This window comes from Marinobacter sp. MA, from assembly GCF_048298425.1.
GTDB lineage: Bacteria > Pseudomonadota > Gammaproteobacteria > Pseudomonadales > Oleiphilaceae > Marinobacter > Marinobacter salsuginis.
The window spans coordinates 273,672-290,488 of the sequence record NZ_CP103058.1; the positions used below are offsets into that span (position 1 = coordinate 273,672).

Annotated in this window: 13 protein-coding genes; 9 read left to right on the forward strand and 4 right to left on the reverse strand. The window is 58.9% G+C overall.

Features of this window, described 5'->3' with window-relative positions; genetic code table 11:
* Window positions 1–120: 120 nt before the first annotated feature.
* Window positions 121–1,479: a hypothetical protein gene (locus NUW46_RS01190; RefSeq protein ID WP_418142071.1), complete on the forward strand. Its 1,359-nt coding sequence runs from the start codon at window positions 121–123 to the stop codon at window positions 1,477–1,479.
* On the opposite strand, the gene NUW46_RS01195 is transcribed toward NUW46_RS01190, so the two are convergent.
* Entirely contained in the window at window positions 1,473–2,402 is a 930-nt protein-coding gene (locus NUW46_RS01195) for a 2-hydroxyacid dehydrogenase (RefSeq protein WP_418141170.1), read from the reverse strand. The genes NUW46_RS01190 and NUW46_RS01195 overlap by 7 nt on opposite strands.
* Window positions 2,403–2,679: 277 nt before the next feature.
* On the opposite strand from NUW46_RS01195, the gene NUW46_RS01200 reads away from it, so the two are divergent.
* The 5 genes from NUW46_RS01200 (at window position 2,680) to NUW46_RS01220 (ending at window position 9,843) form a co-directional block, all read left to right on the forward strand.
* Complete coding sequence (locus NUW46_RS01200) at window positions 2,680–3,504, forward strand: IclR family transcriptional regulator (protein WP_014579059.1); 825 nt, start codon at window positions 2,680–2,682, stop codon at window positions 3,502–3,504.
* 287 nt (window positions 3,505–3,791) lie between these two features.
* Window positions 3,792–5,885 (forward strand): 3-hydroxyacyl-CoA dehydrogenase NAD-binding domain-containing protein, encoded by a 2,094-nt coding sequence (locus NUW46_RS01205; RefSeq protein WP_418141171.1) that lies wholly within the window; start codon window positions 3,792–3,794, stop codon window positions 5,883–5,885.
* Window positions 5,886–6,054: 169 nt separating this feature from the next.
* Window positions 6,055–7,239, forward strand: coding sequence for an acetyl-CoA C-acyltransferase (locus NUW46_RS01210; RefSeq protein ID WP_418141172.1), 1,185 nt, complete (start codon window positions 6,055–6,057; stop codon window positions 7,237–7,239).
* A 71-nt stretch (window positions 7,240–7,310) separates the two neighbouring features.
* Window positions 7,311–8,417 (forward strand): zinc-binding dehydrogenase, encoded by a 1,107-nt coding sequence (locus tag NUW46_RS01215; RefSeq protein ID WP_153634261.1) that lies wholly within the window; start codon window positions 7,311–7,313, stop codon window positions 8,415–8,417.
* A gap of 10 nt (window positions 8,418–8,427) precedes the next feature.
* Window positions 8,428–9,843 carry an aldehyde dehydrogenase family protein gene (locus NUW46_RS01220; protein WP_418141173.1) on the forward strand — a complete coding sequence of 472 codons (1,416 nt, stop codon included), beginning with the start codon at window positions 8,428–8,430 and terminating at the stop codon, window positions 9,841–9,843.
* A 150-nt stretch (window positions 9,844–9,993) separates the two neighbouring features.
* On the opposite strand, the gene NUW46_RS01225 is transcribed toward NUW46_RS01220, so the two are convergent.
* Entirely contained in the window at window positions 9,994–10,575 is a 582-nt protein-coding gene (locus tag NUW46_RS01225; protein ID WP_209399263.1) for a QsdR family transcriptional regulator, read from the reverse strand.
* Window positions 10,576–10,733: 158 nt separating this feature from the next.
* Here NUW46_RS01225 and NUW46_RS01230 point away from each other — a divergent pair, with 158 nt between their 5' ends.
* From NUW46_RS01230 to msrB, 3 genes are all read left to right on the forward strand, one after another.
* Entirely contained in the window at window positions 10,734–11,435 is a 702-nt protein-coding gene (locus NUW46_RS01230; protein WP_418141174.1) for a response regulator transcription factor, read from the forward strand.
* Window positions 11,436–11,437: 2 nt separating this feature from the next.
* Window positions 11,438–12,916 (forward strand): ATP-binding protein, encoded by a 1,479-nt coding sequence (locus NUW46_RS01235; protein ID WP_418141175.1) that lies wholly within the window; start codon window positions 11,438–11,440, stop codon window positions 12,914–12,916.
* A 79-nt stretch (window positions 12,917–12,995) separates the two neighbouring features.
* Window positions 12,996–14,213 carry a peptide-methionine (R)-S-oxide reductase MsrB gene (gene msrB, locus NUW46_RS01240; protein ID WP_418141176.1) on the forward strand — a complete coding sequence of 406 codons (1,218 nt, stop codon included), beginning with the start codon at window positions 12,996–12,998 and terminating at the stop codon, window positions 14,211–14,213.
* Here the strand turns inward: msrB and NUW46_RS01245 are convergent.
* Both NUW46_RS01245 and NUW46_RS01250 read right to left on the reverse strand, forming a co-directional pair.
* On the reverse strand, window positions 14,208–14,936 hold the full coding sequence (locus tag NUW46_RS01245; protein WP_136630657.1) for a 3'-5' exonuclease: 729 nt from the start codon (window positions 14,934–14,936) through the stop codon (window positions 14,208–14,210). The genes msrB and NUW46_RS01245 overlap by 6 nt on opposite strands.
* A complete protein-coding gene (locus tag NUW46_RS01250; RefSeq protein WP_153634266.1) occupies window positions 14,929–16,803 on the reverse strand; it encodes a putative nucleotidyltransferase substrate binding domain-containing protein in 1,875 nt (624 codons plus the stop codon). The genes NUW46_RS01245 and NUW46_RS01250 overlap by 8 nt, the downstream gene beginning before the upstream one ends.
* Window positions 16,804–16,817: the final 14 nt, after the last annotated feature.

Here is a 16,817-nt window from a genome sequence, read left to right on the forward strand (position 1 = left end):
TATCTTTGTATCAACGGTGTTTCATTAAGCGAAACACAGTTTTGTAATTTGATGCTGAAAGACTAATCCGGGTGTTATGGAAATGCAAGCAGTGTTCAAGGCTGACCAGGTGCCTCTGTGCTGAACGGCATGCTGCAGTGGTTGGTATCCCTGGCTGTTGTTACAGAGCTGGTGGCCATCTGTCTCGATAGCCGCGAGCTCAGTGCTGTGGCGGGCGTGGCGTTCGTTACTGCCTTTCTGGCAGGGGCCGGGCGCCTGCAGGGGTACGCCCGTATGTTACTGGTTATGGCCCTTCTGATTCTGGGAGGGCTTGCCTGGCGCGGGTCGCTGAACAGCGGGCAGGTGTTGAAGGCGGCATCTGACGCCGCGTTCTATTCCGCGTTTCTGGGCAGCCTGGGCCTGATGCAGTGCCTGGTGCGCCGGTTCGAAGTGTTGCGCCGGATTCACGATGTTCTGCTGGGCGGAAGGCCCATGCTGCTCTATCCCAAGTACGCCCTGGTCAGCTGTGGCGTTGCCACGGTTTTGAGTTTCGGCATGATGAACCTGCTGTGCGGAAGCCTTTCTGACACCCTCCGGGAGCGCGGTATCGTCGGTGAATCCCGCCTGCAGTGGTTGCGCAGTGTTCTGATCAGTGCCCTGAGGGGGTTTGCCCTCGTGCCGCTGGTAGCACCCACCAGTGTGGCCGTGGCCATTCTTACCCGGGAGTTGCCGCAGCTGAGCTGGTCGCAACTGTTACCCTTCGGTGTGGTCGCGGCGCTGGTTATGGTGTTGATTGGCTGGGTGCTGGAGCAGCGCCGGTTCCGCAAGGTCAGCAGCGAGCGTGTTTCTGTTGACGGTTGGCTCCCCGGTACCGGTCGCCTCCTGTTTCTCATCCTGCTGGTATTCACGGTGATGGCGGGCCTGGTGGCCATAACCGGTTTCAAGGTGTCGGTGGCGGCCATGTTGTCGGTGCCGACCGTGACGCTGCTCTACATGTTCTGGCAGGAACGGGGGTTGATGCCGGTTCTCAAGGAGGGTGCCGGCCAGGTTTGGGCCATGCAGAATGAAATGGCCATCTTCGCCGCGTCCGCCATCCTCGGTGTTGCCCTGTCTGCGGTCATTCCGGCGGATGCTTTGGCCGGTCTGGTCGCCACTGGTGGCGGCGTTTTCCTGGTCGCGATGGTTGGCATGCTGATGCTGCCCATGTTCTCCATGGTCGGAATCATCCCCATCACGGTCCTGAGTGTTCAGGCCGGTTTGTTGCCCCAGCTGGTGGCGGAAGGAATGGATCTGCTGCCGGTTGCCGTGGCTCTGGTGATTGGTTTCTCCCTGGCCATGATGCTGTCGCCTTTTGGTCCATCGGTCATGCTGCTGTCCCGGTTCGGGCAGATCTCCCGCTGGGTCGTGGCGTTTCGGTGGAACGGTTTGTTTGCATTGATAGCGCTGCCGGCTCTCCTGGTGCTGACAGCGCTGGTCGCCTGGCTGGTACCGGGTCAGTAACCCCGGTCGGTATCCACAATCCCCGAAATGGCGCGCCCGGCGGCATGATCCCGGATCTTGCCGGTGATCTGTTCAAGGGTGGCATCCCGAAGGGTCCGGGCCGAGATGTGCGGGGTGATGGTGATTTCTTTCCGCTGCCAGAATGGATGGCCTTCGGGCAGTGGCTCCTTCCGGAACACATCGAGGGAGGCGCGGAGCAGTTTGCCCTCGTCCAGGGCCCGAAGCAGGTCCTCTTCCACCAGATGTTCACCCCGGCCAACGTTGATCAGCACGGCGCCAGGCTGGAGCTGGCTCAGCAGATCATAGTTGATGATGTTACGGGTCTCGTCGGTCAGGGGGAGGGTGTTGACCAGAACCCGAGTGGCTTTCAGGAAGTCGCCAAGCTGATCCGGGCCGGCAAAAGTATTCACGCCTTCAAGGCTATGCTCCCCACGTGCCCAGCCGCTCACCTGATAATCCAGGTTGGCCAACGTGCGGGCCACTCGCTTGCCGATATGGCCCAGCCCCATGACACCCACTGGCCACTCGCTGCGTTTGATCGGACGATGGATTTTCCAAAGGCTTTGGCGCTGCTGCTCCCGGTAGGTTTCCATCCCGCGACTGGCTTCCAGCAGCTGGTGCAGCACATACTCCGCCATCTGCACCGACATGCCTGGGTCTTCCAGGCGCACGACGGTTAGGGCTTCAGGCAGGTTGGCAACCTTGAGCAGCCCATCAATCCCGGCACCCAGATTGAATACGGCTTTCAGGTGCTTTTCCCGCTCGAACAGGGCCTCGGGTGGCTGCCACACGATGGCGTAATCCGCATCAACGGCGGGCCCTTCCGGATCCCAGACGTAAACCTCGGCTTCCGGCAGCAGTTCCTTGATAGGCACTGTCCAGCGCTCGGGTTTCGGGTCGCCTGCCACAAAAAGAATCTTCATTTTGCCTCCAGGGGGTCGCCACAGGGTTTGATGGCTGCTAGTTTGTTTTGCAATGCAGAATTCAGAAACGGCGAATTCTGAAAAACACGGTATGAAATACCGCCATGCGGTTCCTGATTTGAAACATAAGTGCCAAGTGTTTCATATTTGGTACGAATTTTGAAAAGACTTTCTGGTACTTGATTTCTGCAGCGATTAAAATGATGGATTCGCAACTATTCACCATATTAATACACCGGTTACCGGAGCGGGCGACGCGGTTGGAGGACGTCCCATTATGGCAGGAAAAAAGCAGATCTCACCCGAGCTGAAAGTGGCATCCACTGACGGTGAGCCGGTGAAGCCGGAAAAAGACCGCAAGTTCGTCGAAGCCCTGTCCCGGGGGCTGGACGTGCTACGCGCCTTCAGCCAGGGGCCTGTCATCCTGGGTAACCAGGACATCGCACGGATAACCGGGCTGCCCAAGCCCACTGTGTCGCGGATGACCTACACCCTCACCAAGCTTGGATACCTCAGCTACAACACCCAGTTGGAGAAGTATCAGCTGAGCTCCGGCGTTCTGGCACTGGGTTACGCCTATGTCTCCAACCTCAAGGTTCGCCAACTGGCCAAGCCCTACATGGACGAATTTGCCCGCCAGACCAATATGTCCGTGGGGCTGACCTGCCGGGACCGGCTGCACATGATCTACGTGGAAAACCGCCTGCCACCGGAGGCCTCACTGCTGCGCATGGACATCGGCCTGAAACTGCCCATGGCCACCACCTCGGCCGGCCGCGCCTACTACTGTGCCATCAGCGACAAGGCCCGCCTGGTCATCGACGACGCCATGGCTGCCAAATTCGGAGACGACTGGCCCGAGAAAAAGGCCGGCCTCGATCAGGCCATGAAGGATTACAAGGAGCACGGCTTCTGCCTGTCCATTGGCGAGTGGGACCGCAACATCAACTCCGCCGGCGTGCCCATCCACCTGCAGGACGGCACTATCATGGCCCTGACCTGTGCTGCACCCTCTTACCTGGTGCCTGCCGAAAAGCTTCGTGGTTCCATTGCCCACCAGCTAGCAATGCTGGCGGGCGATATCGAATCTTTGGGTGTTTGATGACACCGGTGAAGTTACGAAGGGAGGTGGCGAGTAGGCCCTACAGAAACCGTGCGGAGCCATGGATGGCGGAGCCGAGCGTACAAGGACGTATTCACAGCGTGTTTCTGTAGGGCCTACTCGCTGCCTCCCGACAAACTCCAAACCAAAAAACCGCAGAGGAACCCCTGCGGTTTTTTTGTGCCTGTAGTTTAATGGTAGGTTGAAACCACCAACGAACTTCTATTAAATCGTACGAATGTTTCGCTAGTTAAAACCACATTTCAGAAAGAATGCGAGGAGAAATCATGTCTGAGGTCGTTAGCTATAACCGGGAAGGCAACATCGGCGTTATTACCGTGAACTACCCGCCGGTCAATGCCCTCGGCCAGGCTGTTCGTTCCGGTCTGCTCGCAGCCCTGGAACAGGGCCAGAAAGATACCGAGGCTAAGGCACTGCTGCTGGTTTGCGAAGGGCGCACCTTTATCGCCGGCGCCGACATTCGCGAATTTGGCAAACCCATGCAGGAGCCCACGCTGCCGACGCTCGTCAACACCTTTGAAAACAGCGACAAGCCGCTGGTTGCAGCGATCCACGGCACGGCACTGGGCGGTGGTCTGGAAACCGCATTGAGTTGCCACTACCGGGTTGCCGTCAGCAGCGCCAAAGTGGGTCTGCCGGAAGTGAAGCTGGGCCTGCTGCCCGGTGCAGGCGGCACCCAGCGGCTGCCGCGCCTGACCGGTGCCCAAAAAGCGCTGGAAATGATCACCACCGGTGAATTTGTCGGCGCCAACGACGCGCTGGCCCTCGGCATTCTTGATGCTGTGGAAGATGGCGACGATATTCGCGCTGTCGGCATGGCCTATGCGCAGAAAGTGGTCGATGAAGGCAAGCCTGTGCGTCGTGTTCGCGATATCACCGACAAGATCGAGGCGGACAAAGGCAGCGATGTCTTTGACCAGTTCCGTGACGAACTGAAGAAGCGTGCCCGGGGCCTGTTCTCCCCGTTCAAGTGTGTCGACGCAATTGAAGCGGCGTTCAATCTGCCGTTTGACGAAGGCATGAAGCGCGAGCGGGAGCTGTTCATGGAGTGCATGGAGTCGCCCCAGCGCGCTGGCCTGATCCACTCGTTCTTTGGCGAGCGTGAGGTGTCCAAGGTCAAGGGGCTGCCGAAGGATACGCCGGTTCGTGACGTAAAGAGCGTTGGCATCATCGGTGCCGGCACCATGGGTGGCGGTATCGCCATGAACTTCGTCAACGTGGGCATTCCGGTCACCATCGTCGAGGTAAAACAGGAGGCTCTCGACAAGGGCCTGGCCATCATCCGCCGTAACTACGAGAACTCCGCTAAAAAGGGCAAGTTGACCCAGGAGCAGGTGGAGCAGCGCATGGCGCTGATCACCCCGAGCCTGACCTACGACGATTTCCGGGATGTTGATCTGGTGATCGAGGCGGTGTTCGAGAACATGGCTATCAAGAAGGAAATCTTTGCCAAGCTCGACGAGGTGTGCAAGCCGGGTGCGATTCTGGCGTCCAATACCTCAACCTTGGATATCGACGAGATTGCGTCCGCCACCAAGCGCCCGGAAGACGTGGTGGGTATGCACTTCTTCAGCCCGGCCAATGTGATGAAGCTGCTGGAGAACGTGCGTGGCAGCAAGACTTCCGATGAAGTCAAAGCCACGGTGATGGCGGTTGCCAAGAAGATCAAGAAAGTCGGTGTCATGGTGGGCAACTGCTACGGCTTTGTCGGCAACCGGATGCTCCACAAGCGCGGCACCGAAGCCATGTCGCTTGTAGACGAGGGCGCCACACCGCAACAGGTCGATAAGGTGCTGACCGATCTCGGCTTCCCCATGGGGCAGTTCGCCATGTCCGATCTGGCCGGGATTGATGTTGGGTACCGCATTCGCGAAGAGCGTCGCAAGTCGGGCGAGAACATTCCTGCAAGCTGGATGGACAAACTCGCCGAACAGGGCCGTCTTGGTCAGAAGACCCAGGCAGGTGTATACAAGTATGAGGAAGGCAGCCGCAAGCCGATTCCGGATCCGGAGGTGGAGCAGCTGATCGAGGAGTTCCGCAAGGAGCAGGGAATCACGCCGCGGGAGATCACCGACCAGGAAATCCTGGAGCGCTGCATGTATGTGATGATCAACGAAGGCGCCAAGATCCTGGAGGAAGGCATTGCCGATCGTCCGCTGGATATCGACATCGTCTGGATCTACGGTTACGGCTTCCCGGCTTATCGCGGTGGTCCCATGTTCTGGGCCGATCAGGAAGGTCTGGACTCCATTCTTTCGGCGGTGAAGAAGTACCAGGATACCGTTGGTGGCGAGCAGTGGGAGCCGGCGGCTCTGCTCGAGAAGCTGGTTGCTGACGGCCGTAAATTTGCTGACTTGTAACATCTGACATAGGGGCTGGTCTGGGGGCGGGGTGCCTTTTCCTCTGGGAAAAGCAACTCGCTTCGCTCAGACATCTTTTCCCGGCGGAAAAGGCACCCCGCCCCCAGACCGGCTTAGCTGAGTGCTTGGCCTGATCTCAACTACAATTTCTCAAATTGAGGGCATTATCATGTCTGAAGCCGTTATCGTTTCCACCGCCCGCACCGGCCTTGCCAAATCCTACCGGGGCTCTTTGAACAACACTCACAGCGTGGATATGGCGGGTCACGTTATCAAACACGCTGTTGAACGCGCGGGCATTGATCCGGCCATCGTTGAAGATGTGATCATGGGTGCAGCTTTCCAGGAAGGCGCCCAGGGCCGGAATATTGCCCGTCTGGCGGCCATTCGCGCTGGTCTACCGGTGACCACCGCCGGTTTTTCCATCAACCGGTTCTGCAGCTCGGGGTTGCAGTCCATTGCCCTGGCCGCCCAGCGGGTTGTGTCAGAGAAGGTGCCGGCCATGGTAGCTGGTGGCGTTGAATCCATTTCACTCGTGCAGAACGAGAAGATTAACAGTTTCCACGCCACCAACGAGTGGCTGATGAAGAACAAGCCGGAACTGTACCTTTCCATGATCGAAACGGCGGATATTGTGGCCAAACGCTACAACGTCAGCCGTGAAGCCCAGGATGAGTATTCGCTGATTTCCCAGCAGCGCACGGCGGCGGCCCAGCAGGCTGGCAAGTTTGACGATGAGATTGTGCCTTTCGATGCCACCATGCTGGTGAAGGACAAGGAAACCGGTGAGGTCAGTGAAAAGCAGGTGACCCTGACCGGGGACGAATGCAATCGCCCGAGCACCACGCTTGAGGGCTTGGCGGGTCTGGAACCGGTGCGTGGCCCGGAGCAGTTCATCACGGCGGGCAATGCCAGCCAGCTGTCGGACGGCGCCTCGGTATGCACCGTGATGAACAGCACCTACGCCGAGAAGCACAACATCGAACCCATGGGGATTTTTCGCGGCTTTGCTGTTGCAGGCTGCGAGCCGGATGAGATGGGCATCGGCCCGGTGTTCGCGATTCCGCGCCTGCTCGAGCGCAATGGTCTGACCATGGACGACATCGATTTGTGGGAGCTGAACGAAGCCTTCGCGTCCCAGGTGATTTACTGCCGTGACCGCCTGGGCATTCCCATGGAGAAGCTGAACGTAAACGGTGGTTCGATCTCTATCGGTCATCCCTTCGGTGTCACCGGCGCCCGCCAAACAGGCCACGCGCTGATTGAAGGCAAGCGCCGGGGCGCGAAATACGTGGTGATTACCATGTGCATCGGCGGCGGTCAGGGTGCTGCCGGCTTGTTCGAAGTGGTTTGAAGCCGACCTGTATGAAATCGGGGCCAGAAAAAGCGTTTTTCTGACCCCTTGTTCACCTAAAGGGGAGAAACATGGACAGACAAGCAAAAGCCGTCGTCTGCCGGGAATGGGGCCAGCCTGTTCAGGTGGAGACGATTACGGTGGAAGGCCCCAAGCGGGATGAAATCACCATCAAGATCGCGGCCTGCGGCGTCTGCCACAGCGATCTGTCTGCCACGACCGGCAAGATTCCCTACCCGCCTCCCCTGGTATTAGGGCACGAAGCCGCCGGTGTGGTTGTCGAAGTCGGTGAGGGCGTCACGGCCTTCAAGGAAGGCGACCATGTGGTGAGCACTTTCATCTCCATGTGCGGCAAATGCAGCCAGTGTGCCCGTGGCCGCCCGGTTCTCTGCGAAAACGCCCGCAAGGCCATGTTCAACCTGCCGGATGGGACGGTGCGAACCAAAGGCGCGGACGGCGAGCCCCTGAACGTCTTTGGCGCCTGCGGCGTGATGGCGGAGTTCGCCACCATGCACGTGGACAACTGCGTCAAAGTGGATGAAACCGTGCCGATGCAGAACGCCGCCCTGGTAGGCTGTGCCGTGATGACCGGTGTCGGTGCTGTTTTCAACACCGCAAAATTGGAACCTGGTTCCCGGGCGGCTGTGTTTGGCATCGGCGGCGTTGGCCTTAACGCCATTCAGGGCTGCGTGACCGCTGGCGCCGAGATGATCGTGGCGGTAGACAGCAACCCCGCCAAGCTGGCGATGGCCAAAGAGTTCGGCGCCACCCACACCGTGAATATCAACGAGGTGGAAGACGCCGCCAAGGCCGTGAAAAAAATGACTGGTGGCGTCGACTACGCCTTCGAATGCGTCGGTGCCGGGCCAGTGGTGGAACAGGCGTACAAGAGTCTCGGCCGTGGTGGTACCGCTGTGGTGGTGGGCGTAGCAGATCCGAAGGACAAGACCTCGCTGACCACGCTCACTCTGCCCGCCGATGAGCGCACCCTGAAAGGCAGCTGGCTGGGTTCGGCCCGTCCACAGCACGATTTCCCCAGAATCCTGGGTCTTTACAAGGCTGGTAAACTCAAGCTGGACGAACTGGTTACCCGAACCTACCCCATAGAGGACGCCGTGCAGGCGTTCGATGATATGGTGGCAGGAAAGAACGCCCGAGGCGTTATCGTATTTGAATGAAGGGGGAAGCATGAACGAGCTGAACAGGAACTACATCAACGGCCAGTGGGTGAGCTGGGCCGGTGACATGATCGACGTTCACGAAGCGGGCACAGGCGAGGTGATTGCTCGCGTTCCCGCCGCTGGCGCGGATGAAATGGAACAGGCCATTGCCGCCGCGGATGCCGCTTTCGAAAGCTGGTCGGAAAGCTCCCTGGACGAGCGGATCAAGGTGCTGGAGCAGCTGCACGCGGGCCTGAAAGAGCGCGCGCCGGAAATTGCCGAGACCGTCTGCCGGGAAGTGGGCATGCCCATCAAACTGGCCACGCCGATCCAGGCCGGCATGCCGGCTGCAGTGACCAAGAGCTACCTGAAACTGCTGCCCGACTACCCGTTTACCGAACAGTCCGGCAACTCCGAGGTGCAGTACACCCCGGTGGGTGTGGTTGGCTGCATTACCCCCTGGAACTACCCGCTGCACCAGGTGATCCTGAAAATCGTCCCGGCGATTGCCGCCGGTTGCACCGTAGTGCTCAAGCCTTCCGAGATCGCCCCCCAGACGGCGTTTATCCTCGCCGAGATCCTCGATGGCACCGACTTGCCCAAGGGCGTCTTCAACATGGTGTGCGGCTATGGCCACACCGCGGGCGATACCCTGATCAAACACCCGGATGTGCGCATGGTGTCCTTCACCGGTTCCACCCGCACCGGCAACCTGATTGCCCATGCCGCTGCCGATGACTTCAAGCGTTATGCCCTGGAAATGGGTGGTAAATCGGCCTCTGTGATCCTCCCGGACGCGGACCTCGCGGCAGCCGTCAAAGGCACCATCAACAACTGCCTGCTGAATTCCGGTCAGACCTGCACCGCACTCACCCGCATGCTGGTTCCGGCCGACAAGCACGACGAGGCCTGCGAACTGGCCGCCGCGGCCGCGGCCAAAATGACCCCGGGTAATCCGCTGGAAGAAACCACCCGCTTGGGCCCGCTGTCCTCTGCGCAGCAGCGTGACAAGGTCATCGAGTACATCAAGCTGGGTATCGAGGAAGGCGCCAAGCTCATCGCCGGTGGCCCGGAAGCGCCCGAGGGATGCGAGAAAGGTTACTTCGTCAAGGCGACCGTCTTCGGTAACGTCAAGCCGGACAGCCGCATCGCCCAGGAGGAAATCTTCGGGCCGGTGCTGTGCGTTATTCCCTACAACGATGAAGCCGAAGCGGTGAAAATTGCCAACGGCACCCAGTACGGGCTATCCGGTGCGGTCTGGTCTGGCGACGATGCCAAGGCCAAGAAAATCGCCAGCAAGCTGCGCACTGGCCAGGTATTCGTCAACGGTGGTGCGTTTAACCCGATGGCACCGTTCGGCGGCTTCGGCCATTCCGGTATTGGCCGTGAATTCGGCAAATGGGGCCTGGAGGAGTTTCTGGAAGTTCGGTCGCTTCAGCTGTAAACGCCTATGTGCCTGGCCTGCTGAGACGCGGGCTGGGCCCGAGGTGGGGTACCTTTTCTTCTGGGAAAAACAACTCGCTTTGCTCAGACATTTTTTCCCGCCAGAAAAGGCACCCCACCCCGGACCTGAGCGAGTTCTGAGTTATCCGCTCTACGCTTTTCCTCCCAGCAAAATCCGCACGGCCGTACAGGCATCCTCCAATTCGGCCTCCCTTGGTTCGCGCCCAGCGATGATGTCGCTGTACAGGCAGGATTCTGCCAGTCTAATCATGAAGTAAGACAGGCTGAAGATGTTCATTGGCGGCTTGATGTGACCGGCTGCTACCTGGTCTTTCAGCATCCGCGTGTTGGTCTCCACTGTACGGGTGTGGAGGATCGACTGGGACGAGGTAAGGATCTTCAGGGCGTATTCCGGGTCCTGGTTGATAAAACGGCGCAGCGGCTCGAAACGCAGGATGGTGGAGTTGGTGCGTCGGTATACGCCGACGATATAGTCCACACCGACGCCAGGTGTCTCCGTCATGGCCTGTCGCCAGAGAGGTTCGTACAGAGACCAGAGAATCTCGCCGACCAGCAGATCCTTGTTGCCCACCCAGCGAAACAGGGTAGCCCGGCCAATTCCGAGTTCATCGGCCAGCGGCGCCAGGTGAATGCGTTCACCCTTGAGCCACATGCGACGTGCCCGCTTGAACGCCTCGGCCGGTGTTGCCCTGGTTACGGTTTTGTCTGCCACTGAAACCTCATGCCCGAATTTGGATTCATTTTAACGGCTAAACCCGGAGCCGGCTATGTGGGCGGTTTCCAAAGGTCGTGATGGTTTTGTGAACTTTTCCGCCTACACTCTGCTCTGAACGCAACGAACGATACAGGGAAGGCAGTGAGCCCCTTACGATGACACGAACGGTACTGATTATCGAAGACAATCCCGGCATCGGTGAGCTGGTGCGTATGCAGGTGTCAGATCTGGGTATGAAGGCGGTTCTGATGGACCGGGGTGATACCGGTCTGGAGCGGTTCCGTGAGGGTGGCATCGATCTGGTGATCCTGGATCTGATGCTGCCCGGCCTGGATGGTCTCGCCGTGTGCCGGGAGATTCGTGCCTGCCCGGGCTATGTGCCTGTTCTGATGCTGACGGCAAAAAGCACGGAACTGGATCGGGTTCTGGGCCTGGAAATGGGCGCGGACGATTACCTGACGAAACCTTTCAGCGTGGCGGAGCTGGCAGCCCGCATCAAAGCGCTTTTCCGACGTGTAGACGCACTCTCTCAGGGCTCGTCCGCAAGCAAGGCAGTTGAAGAGATTCAGGTGGACGGGCTAAAAATCGACCCGGTTCGCCGGCGGGTCTTTGTCGATGAGAAGGAGGTGGACCTGACCGCCCGCGAGTTCGACCTGCTCTGGCACTTTGCCTCCCATCGGGGCCGGGTTTTCAGCCGGGCCCAGTTGCTTGATGCCGTCTGGGGCTACAACCATGAGGGCTACGAGCACACCGTGAACACCCATATCAACCGCCTTCGCAACAAGATTGAAGCCGACCCCGCCGAGCCCCGATATGTCCAGACGGTCTGGGGCGTTGGCTATCGGTTCATGGATTGATCATGGCGCTGTCTGTCTTCAGAACCCTCTATGCCCGGCTGGCCATTGGTCTGTTCCTGTTGTTGCTGGTGGTAGGAGGCCTCTTCACCTTTCTGAGCCTGTCTTCGGTGCGGGAATACTCGGCCGCGGTGAACCAGCAACTGAACCGGGATCTTGCCCGTAATCTGGTGTCGGACCGCAACCTGGTCACCGACGGTGAGCTCAATCGGGACGCCCTGAAGCAGCTGTTCGAGCTGTACATGACGATCAATCCGAGCATCGAGATCTATCTGCTGGATACCGACGGCAACATCCTCTCCTACTCTGCGGATCCGGCCAGGATCAAGCGCAACCGCGTGTCCCTGGAACCAATCCGGACCCTGATCGAAAACCCTGACGCCTATCCGCTTCCCGGTGATGACCCGCGCAGCCACGACCGGCGAAAGGTCTTTTCGGTAACGCCCGTTCCATCGGCTGAAAACCCGTCAGGCTACCTCTATGTGGTTCTGCGGGGCGAGGAATACGATCTGGCCGAGAGCATGGTGCACAGTAACCGCCTCCTGCAGATGGGCGCAGGCGCGCTGGCGGTGAGCCTGTTCGTCGGTTTGCTGGCCGGCCTGGTGTTTTTCCGGCTGCTGACGCGTCGGCTGTCTCGGTTGACCGAAAGGGTAGAATCCTTCGAGCGGGGAATGTCTCCGGAGAGCACTACGGCGGTTGCTGGCAAGGGTGATGACATTGATTACCTGGCCGCCCGGTTTGATCAGATGGCGCAGCGGATTGTTGCCCAGCTGGATCTACTGAAGCACAAGGATGCCCAGCGCCGCCAACTGGTTGCCCAGGTCTCCCATGATTTGCGAACGCCCCTGGCGTCCATTCAGGGTTATATCGAAGCCTTGAGGCTGAAACAGGGCACGCTTGGCGCCGATGAGCGTGCCCGGTTCCTGGATGTGGCCCTGGCCGAGAGTCACAGGCTCGGTCGCCTGGTGGAGGAACTGTTCGAGCTTGCGGCGTTGGATGCCCGGGAAAAGCAGCCGAAGACGGAACCGTTTGTGGTTGCCGAACTCCTACATGATGTGGTGCAGAAACATCAGCCTGAGGCGGAGCGCGCGGGTGTTGAGCTCTCGATTGTCTCCGTGGCGCCGGTCCAGGTGCTGGCGGACATTGCCATGACCGAGCGAGTGTTGGATAACCTGATCAGCAACGCCATCAGCCATTCGCCAAAGAACTCGGCGATTACGCTGGGCGTTGGCGAAGGGGAGGGCGATGCCATGATCACTGTCGCGGACGCCGGGCCCGGCATCAATGATGAGGACCTGGAACACATCTTCGAACCTTTCTATCAGGCTACTGGGGCTTCCCGAACAGGACATGCCGGCCTTGGCCTGGCCATCGCCCAGAGAATGGTGTCACTGCAGCAGGGAAAACTCTCTGTTCGCAACGCCGATGGGGCCGTGTTCACGGTCTGGCTCCCCCTGGCCGCCGAAAAATCCACAACGTTATGAATTCGTAACACCTGATGAACGTTTTCGTGAATCCGCGACCTTACGCTTTAGGAATGGAATCACGTTAAGGAGAAGTCTGATGAAACGCAAGATTGTGGGTATTTTTTCGGCACTGGCGCTGGTCTCTGTCGCCGGACTTGTCACCACCAACGCGATTGCCGAAAAGTCGAAGTCGCAGATGAGCAAGTATGCACCGGATCAGCCAGGTCTGGCGGTGGCAACCTTTGCTGGCGGTTGTTTCTGGTGTGTCGAAGCCGGGTACGAGAAACGGGTGCCGGGCGTGGTGGAAGCTGTCTCCGGCTATGCCGGCGGGGACGAGGCAAATCCTTCCTATAAGCAGGTGGCCTCGGGGCAGACTGGCCACACCGAAGCGGTACAAGTCTATTACGACCCGAACGAAATGACCTACGAGGGGCTGTTGCAAGCGCTCTGGCGGATGATGGACCCGACCGATAATCAGGGCCAGTTCGTGGACCGAGGCCAGCAGTACCGGCCCGCTATTTTCTACCACAACGCCGAGCAGAAGCGCCTGGCCGAGGAAGCCGTTGCAGAGTTAGAGGCTTCCGGCGTTTACGAGAAGCCCGTGGTGATTGAAATCGTGCCATTTGAGAAGTTCTATGAGGCCGAGGAATACCACCAGGATTACTACGACAAGAACCCGGTGCGTTACAACTTCTACACCTTCAACTCTGGCCGCTACCAGTTTATCGAGAAGGTGTATGGTGAAGACTACGAGCTTGATTACACCCGTTTCCAGGAGAACGCCACGGTGGATGCCAGTGACAACCTGGTGGGCAGTGACAGCGGCAATAAACAATCCGGCCAGATGGGCAGTGGCTTTGACCAGGAAAGCTTTGAAAAGCCGAGCCAGGAGGCGCTGAAACAGCGCCTGACCGATATGCAGTACGAGGTTACACAGGAAGACGGCACCGAGCCTGCGTTCAATAACAAGTACTGGGACAACAAGAAGCCAGGGCTTTACGTGGATATTGTCTCGGGCGAACCCCTGTTCTCATCCCGCGACAAGTACAAATCCGGCACCGGCTGGCCCAGCTTTACCCGGCCGATCACCCCTGATGCAGTGGTGGAACGTGAAGACAATTCGTTCTTCATGACCCGCACGGAAATCCGTAGCGTTCACGCGGACTCCCACCTTGGGCATGTCTTCAACGATGGTCCGGCGCCAACCGGGCTGCGCTACTGCATGAATTCCGCGGCAATGGACTTCATTCCGCTGGAAAACATGGAAGAGGCCGGCTATGGCAAGTGGATCGACGACGTCAAGCCGGCATCATAGCCAGAGATCCCCGATACGGGTCTCCCGGCTGAAATGGTGCAACACCTGGGCCTGCAAGAGCTCGGCCGTTGCCACCGCATCAATCAGGGCGTTATGGGCAGCATAATGAGGCAGCCCATAACGCAGCCGGCTGTCTGCCAGTCGAATGGATACGGGCTTTTTACCGAGCAATCTTTGCCAGCGTGACGGATTACGGTCCGGGTGCAGGTGAGCCTCGATGGCCATGGTATCGATTAACGGAAACCGGATGCCTTCCCCGAGTCGCCATCGCAGTGCGACGTCAAAGAACGATCTCTCGATGTTGCGGTAGTGGACCACGGGAATACGACCGTTCAGGCAGGCAAACAGGTCCTTCAGGATATCTTTCATATCGGGTGCCTGGTCGATATCACTGTGGGTAATGCCGTGAATCGTGATTGAGGTCTGGTGCAACGGAAGCTTGGGCCGCACGATCCAGTGGCGGGCCTTTCCCAACTGGATGCCATCGAGGGTGAACGGCACCAGGCCGATACTGACAATCGAATGCTGACTGGCGTCCAGGCCGGTCGTCTCGAAATCGAGCGCGACAAAAGGCACGTCGGACATGGGCGTCTCCGGCGACACACACCCGCTTTCGTAAAAGGCTTTCAGAATCGGTGACTTGCTTTGCTCAGCCAGGGCTTCGAACTGCTCGGGCCATGGCAGGCGTGTAACAGAATTCCCGGCCTGCTCCTCACTAGACATTACGAGCCACCGTGGCGTGATACCGGAATTTCAGGAACTTCTGGGCACCGCTGACCACCTGGAAGGCGTCTTTCAGGTGGCTGCGCTCAAACGGTGAAAGGTCCTCGGGCCGAACGTTGTTGTCCGGCTGTCGGTCCGCCTCGATGGCCAGGGCCTGGTGCCGAATACGCACAATGGAGATGAACTCCAGGGCGTCCCGAAGGTTGCCCAGATCGTCCTCCAGCAGCAGCTTGGTGTTGCCGATGGCTTTCAGACGCTCGAACGAGTTCTGTGCGCGGGAGCCGCAGGCCAGGGCGTGAACCCGGATCAGGTCTGACAGGGGCGCCGTACCCCGACGTTTCAGGTTGAAGGTCTTCTGGTGCTTGCCATCTTCTTCCAGCACGAAAGTCCGGAAAAAGCCGATCGGGGGCGTGCGGTTCAGGGCATTGCGGGCCAGCATTGCCAGGAACCGCTGGCTGTTGCTGGCCTTTTCGGCCACCAGAGTTTTCAGTTGTTCGGCAAAGTCGGTTTCCCCGTAGATACCGTCCAGATCAAAGAAGATGTTGCTGTTTAACAAGGCTTCGGCCTTGGGGTTATCAATCCAGTCGGTGAAGTAGTCCTTCCAGACCCGCAGTGGCTGCCGCCATTTCTGGTTGGTGGCCATGATGTCGCCGGTGCAGTAGGTGTAGCCGCACTCCGCAAGGCCATCGCTGACAAATTTCGCCAGTGCCAGGAAGTACTCATCGTGCTCTTCCGGCACGAAGCTGTCATCCAGAATCATGGCGTTATCCTGGTCGGTAACAACCAGCTGTTCGTCCCGCGCCATGGACCCCAGCGCCATAAAACAATAGGGCACGGGTGGCGGCCCGAGTTTCTCCTCGCCCAGGGCCAGCAGGCGCTGGGTAAAGCTGCGCCCGATCCCGGCCATGGCACTGCCAATCATGTGGGAGTTGGCGTCTTCGTTCACCATGCGAACAAAGCTGTCCCGCACATCCAGGCTGATTTTCTTCAGGCCTTTCACATCCTGCTGGTGGTAGATGTTGCTGACCAGGTAAAGGCTGCTCTGGCTCTCGTACTTCACGATGTCAGACAGCGCAATGACGCCGCGAACCTCATCACCATCCATCACCGGCAGGTGGTGCACATTGTTGTGCAGCATGGTGAGCATGGCCTCGAAGATGAATATGTTCGAACGGATGGTGATCAGATCCTCCGACATGATCTCGCTGATAGGCGTTTCGGAGGCTAATGCCTCGCTGAGGGCCCGGGTGCGCAGGTCGCGGTCGGTGATGATGCCCTTGAGCAAGGGCTTGTCGCCCTCCTCGTCCATCAGCAGCAGTGCCGAGACGCCGTGCTCGGTCATAATCCGCGCTGCTTCCTGCAGTCGGACGGTGTGGGGGGCGGACACCGGCTCCCGGGAAATCAGCCGGGTGACCTTGGAGGTCATGAGCTGGTTGGATTTTTCCCGCCGGGATACAGCGGAGCGCAGGCGGCTTCGGTCCTCGATCTCAACGAAATCGGCAAAGTTGTCGTCGTTTTCCCAGAGGTACTGGAACGTATCGTAAGGAATCTTGTACAGCAGAACGTCTTCGAGGGCTTTGGCGGGAAAGCGAACTTTCCGGTTCATCAGCAGGCCAAACTGGCCGAAGACTTCACCCTCGCTGATCCGGTTGTAGAGTTCTCCGGTGCGCCGATAGATCTCTACTGCACCACTGCGTACGTAGAACAGCCAGCTGCTGGGATCACCCAGTTCCAGAATCTGACTCCCGGCCTTGAAGTAAACAACCTCTATGTCGCCAACCACCCGGTCGAGCAGTTCCTCGGTCATCTCGTCGAACGGCGGGTATTGAGCCATGTGATTGCGGATGTCGACCAGCTCGGCCTGCATAAAACTCCCTGTTC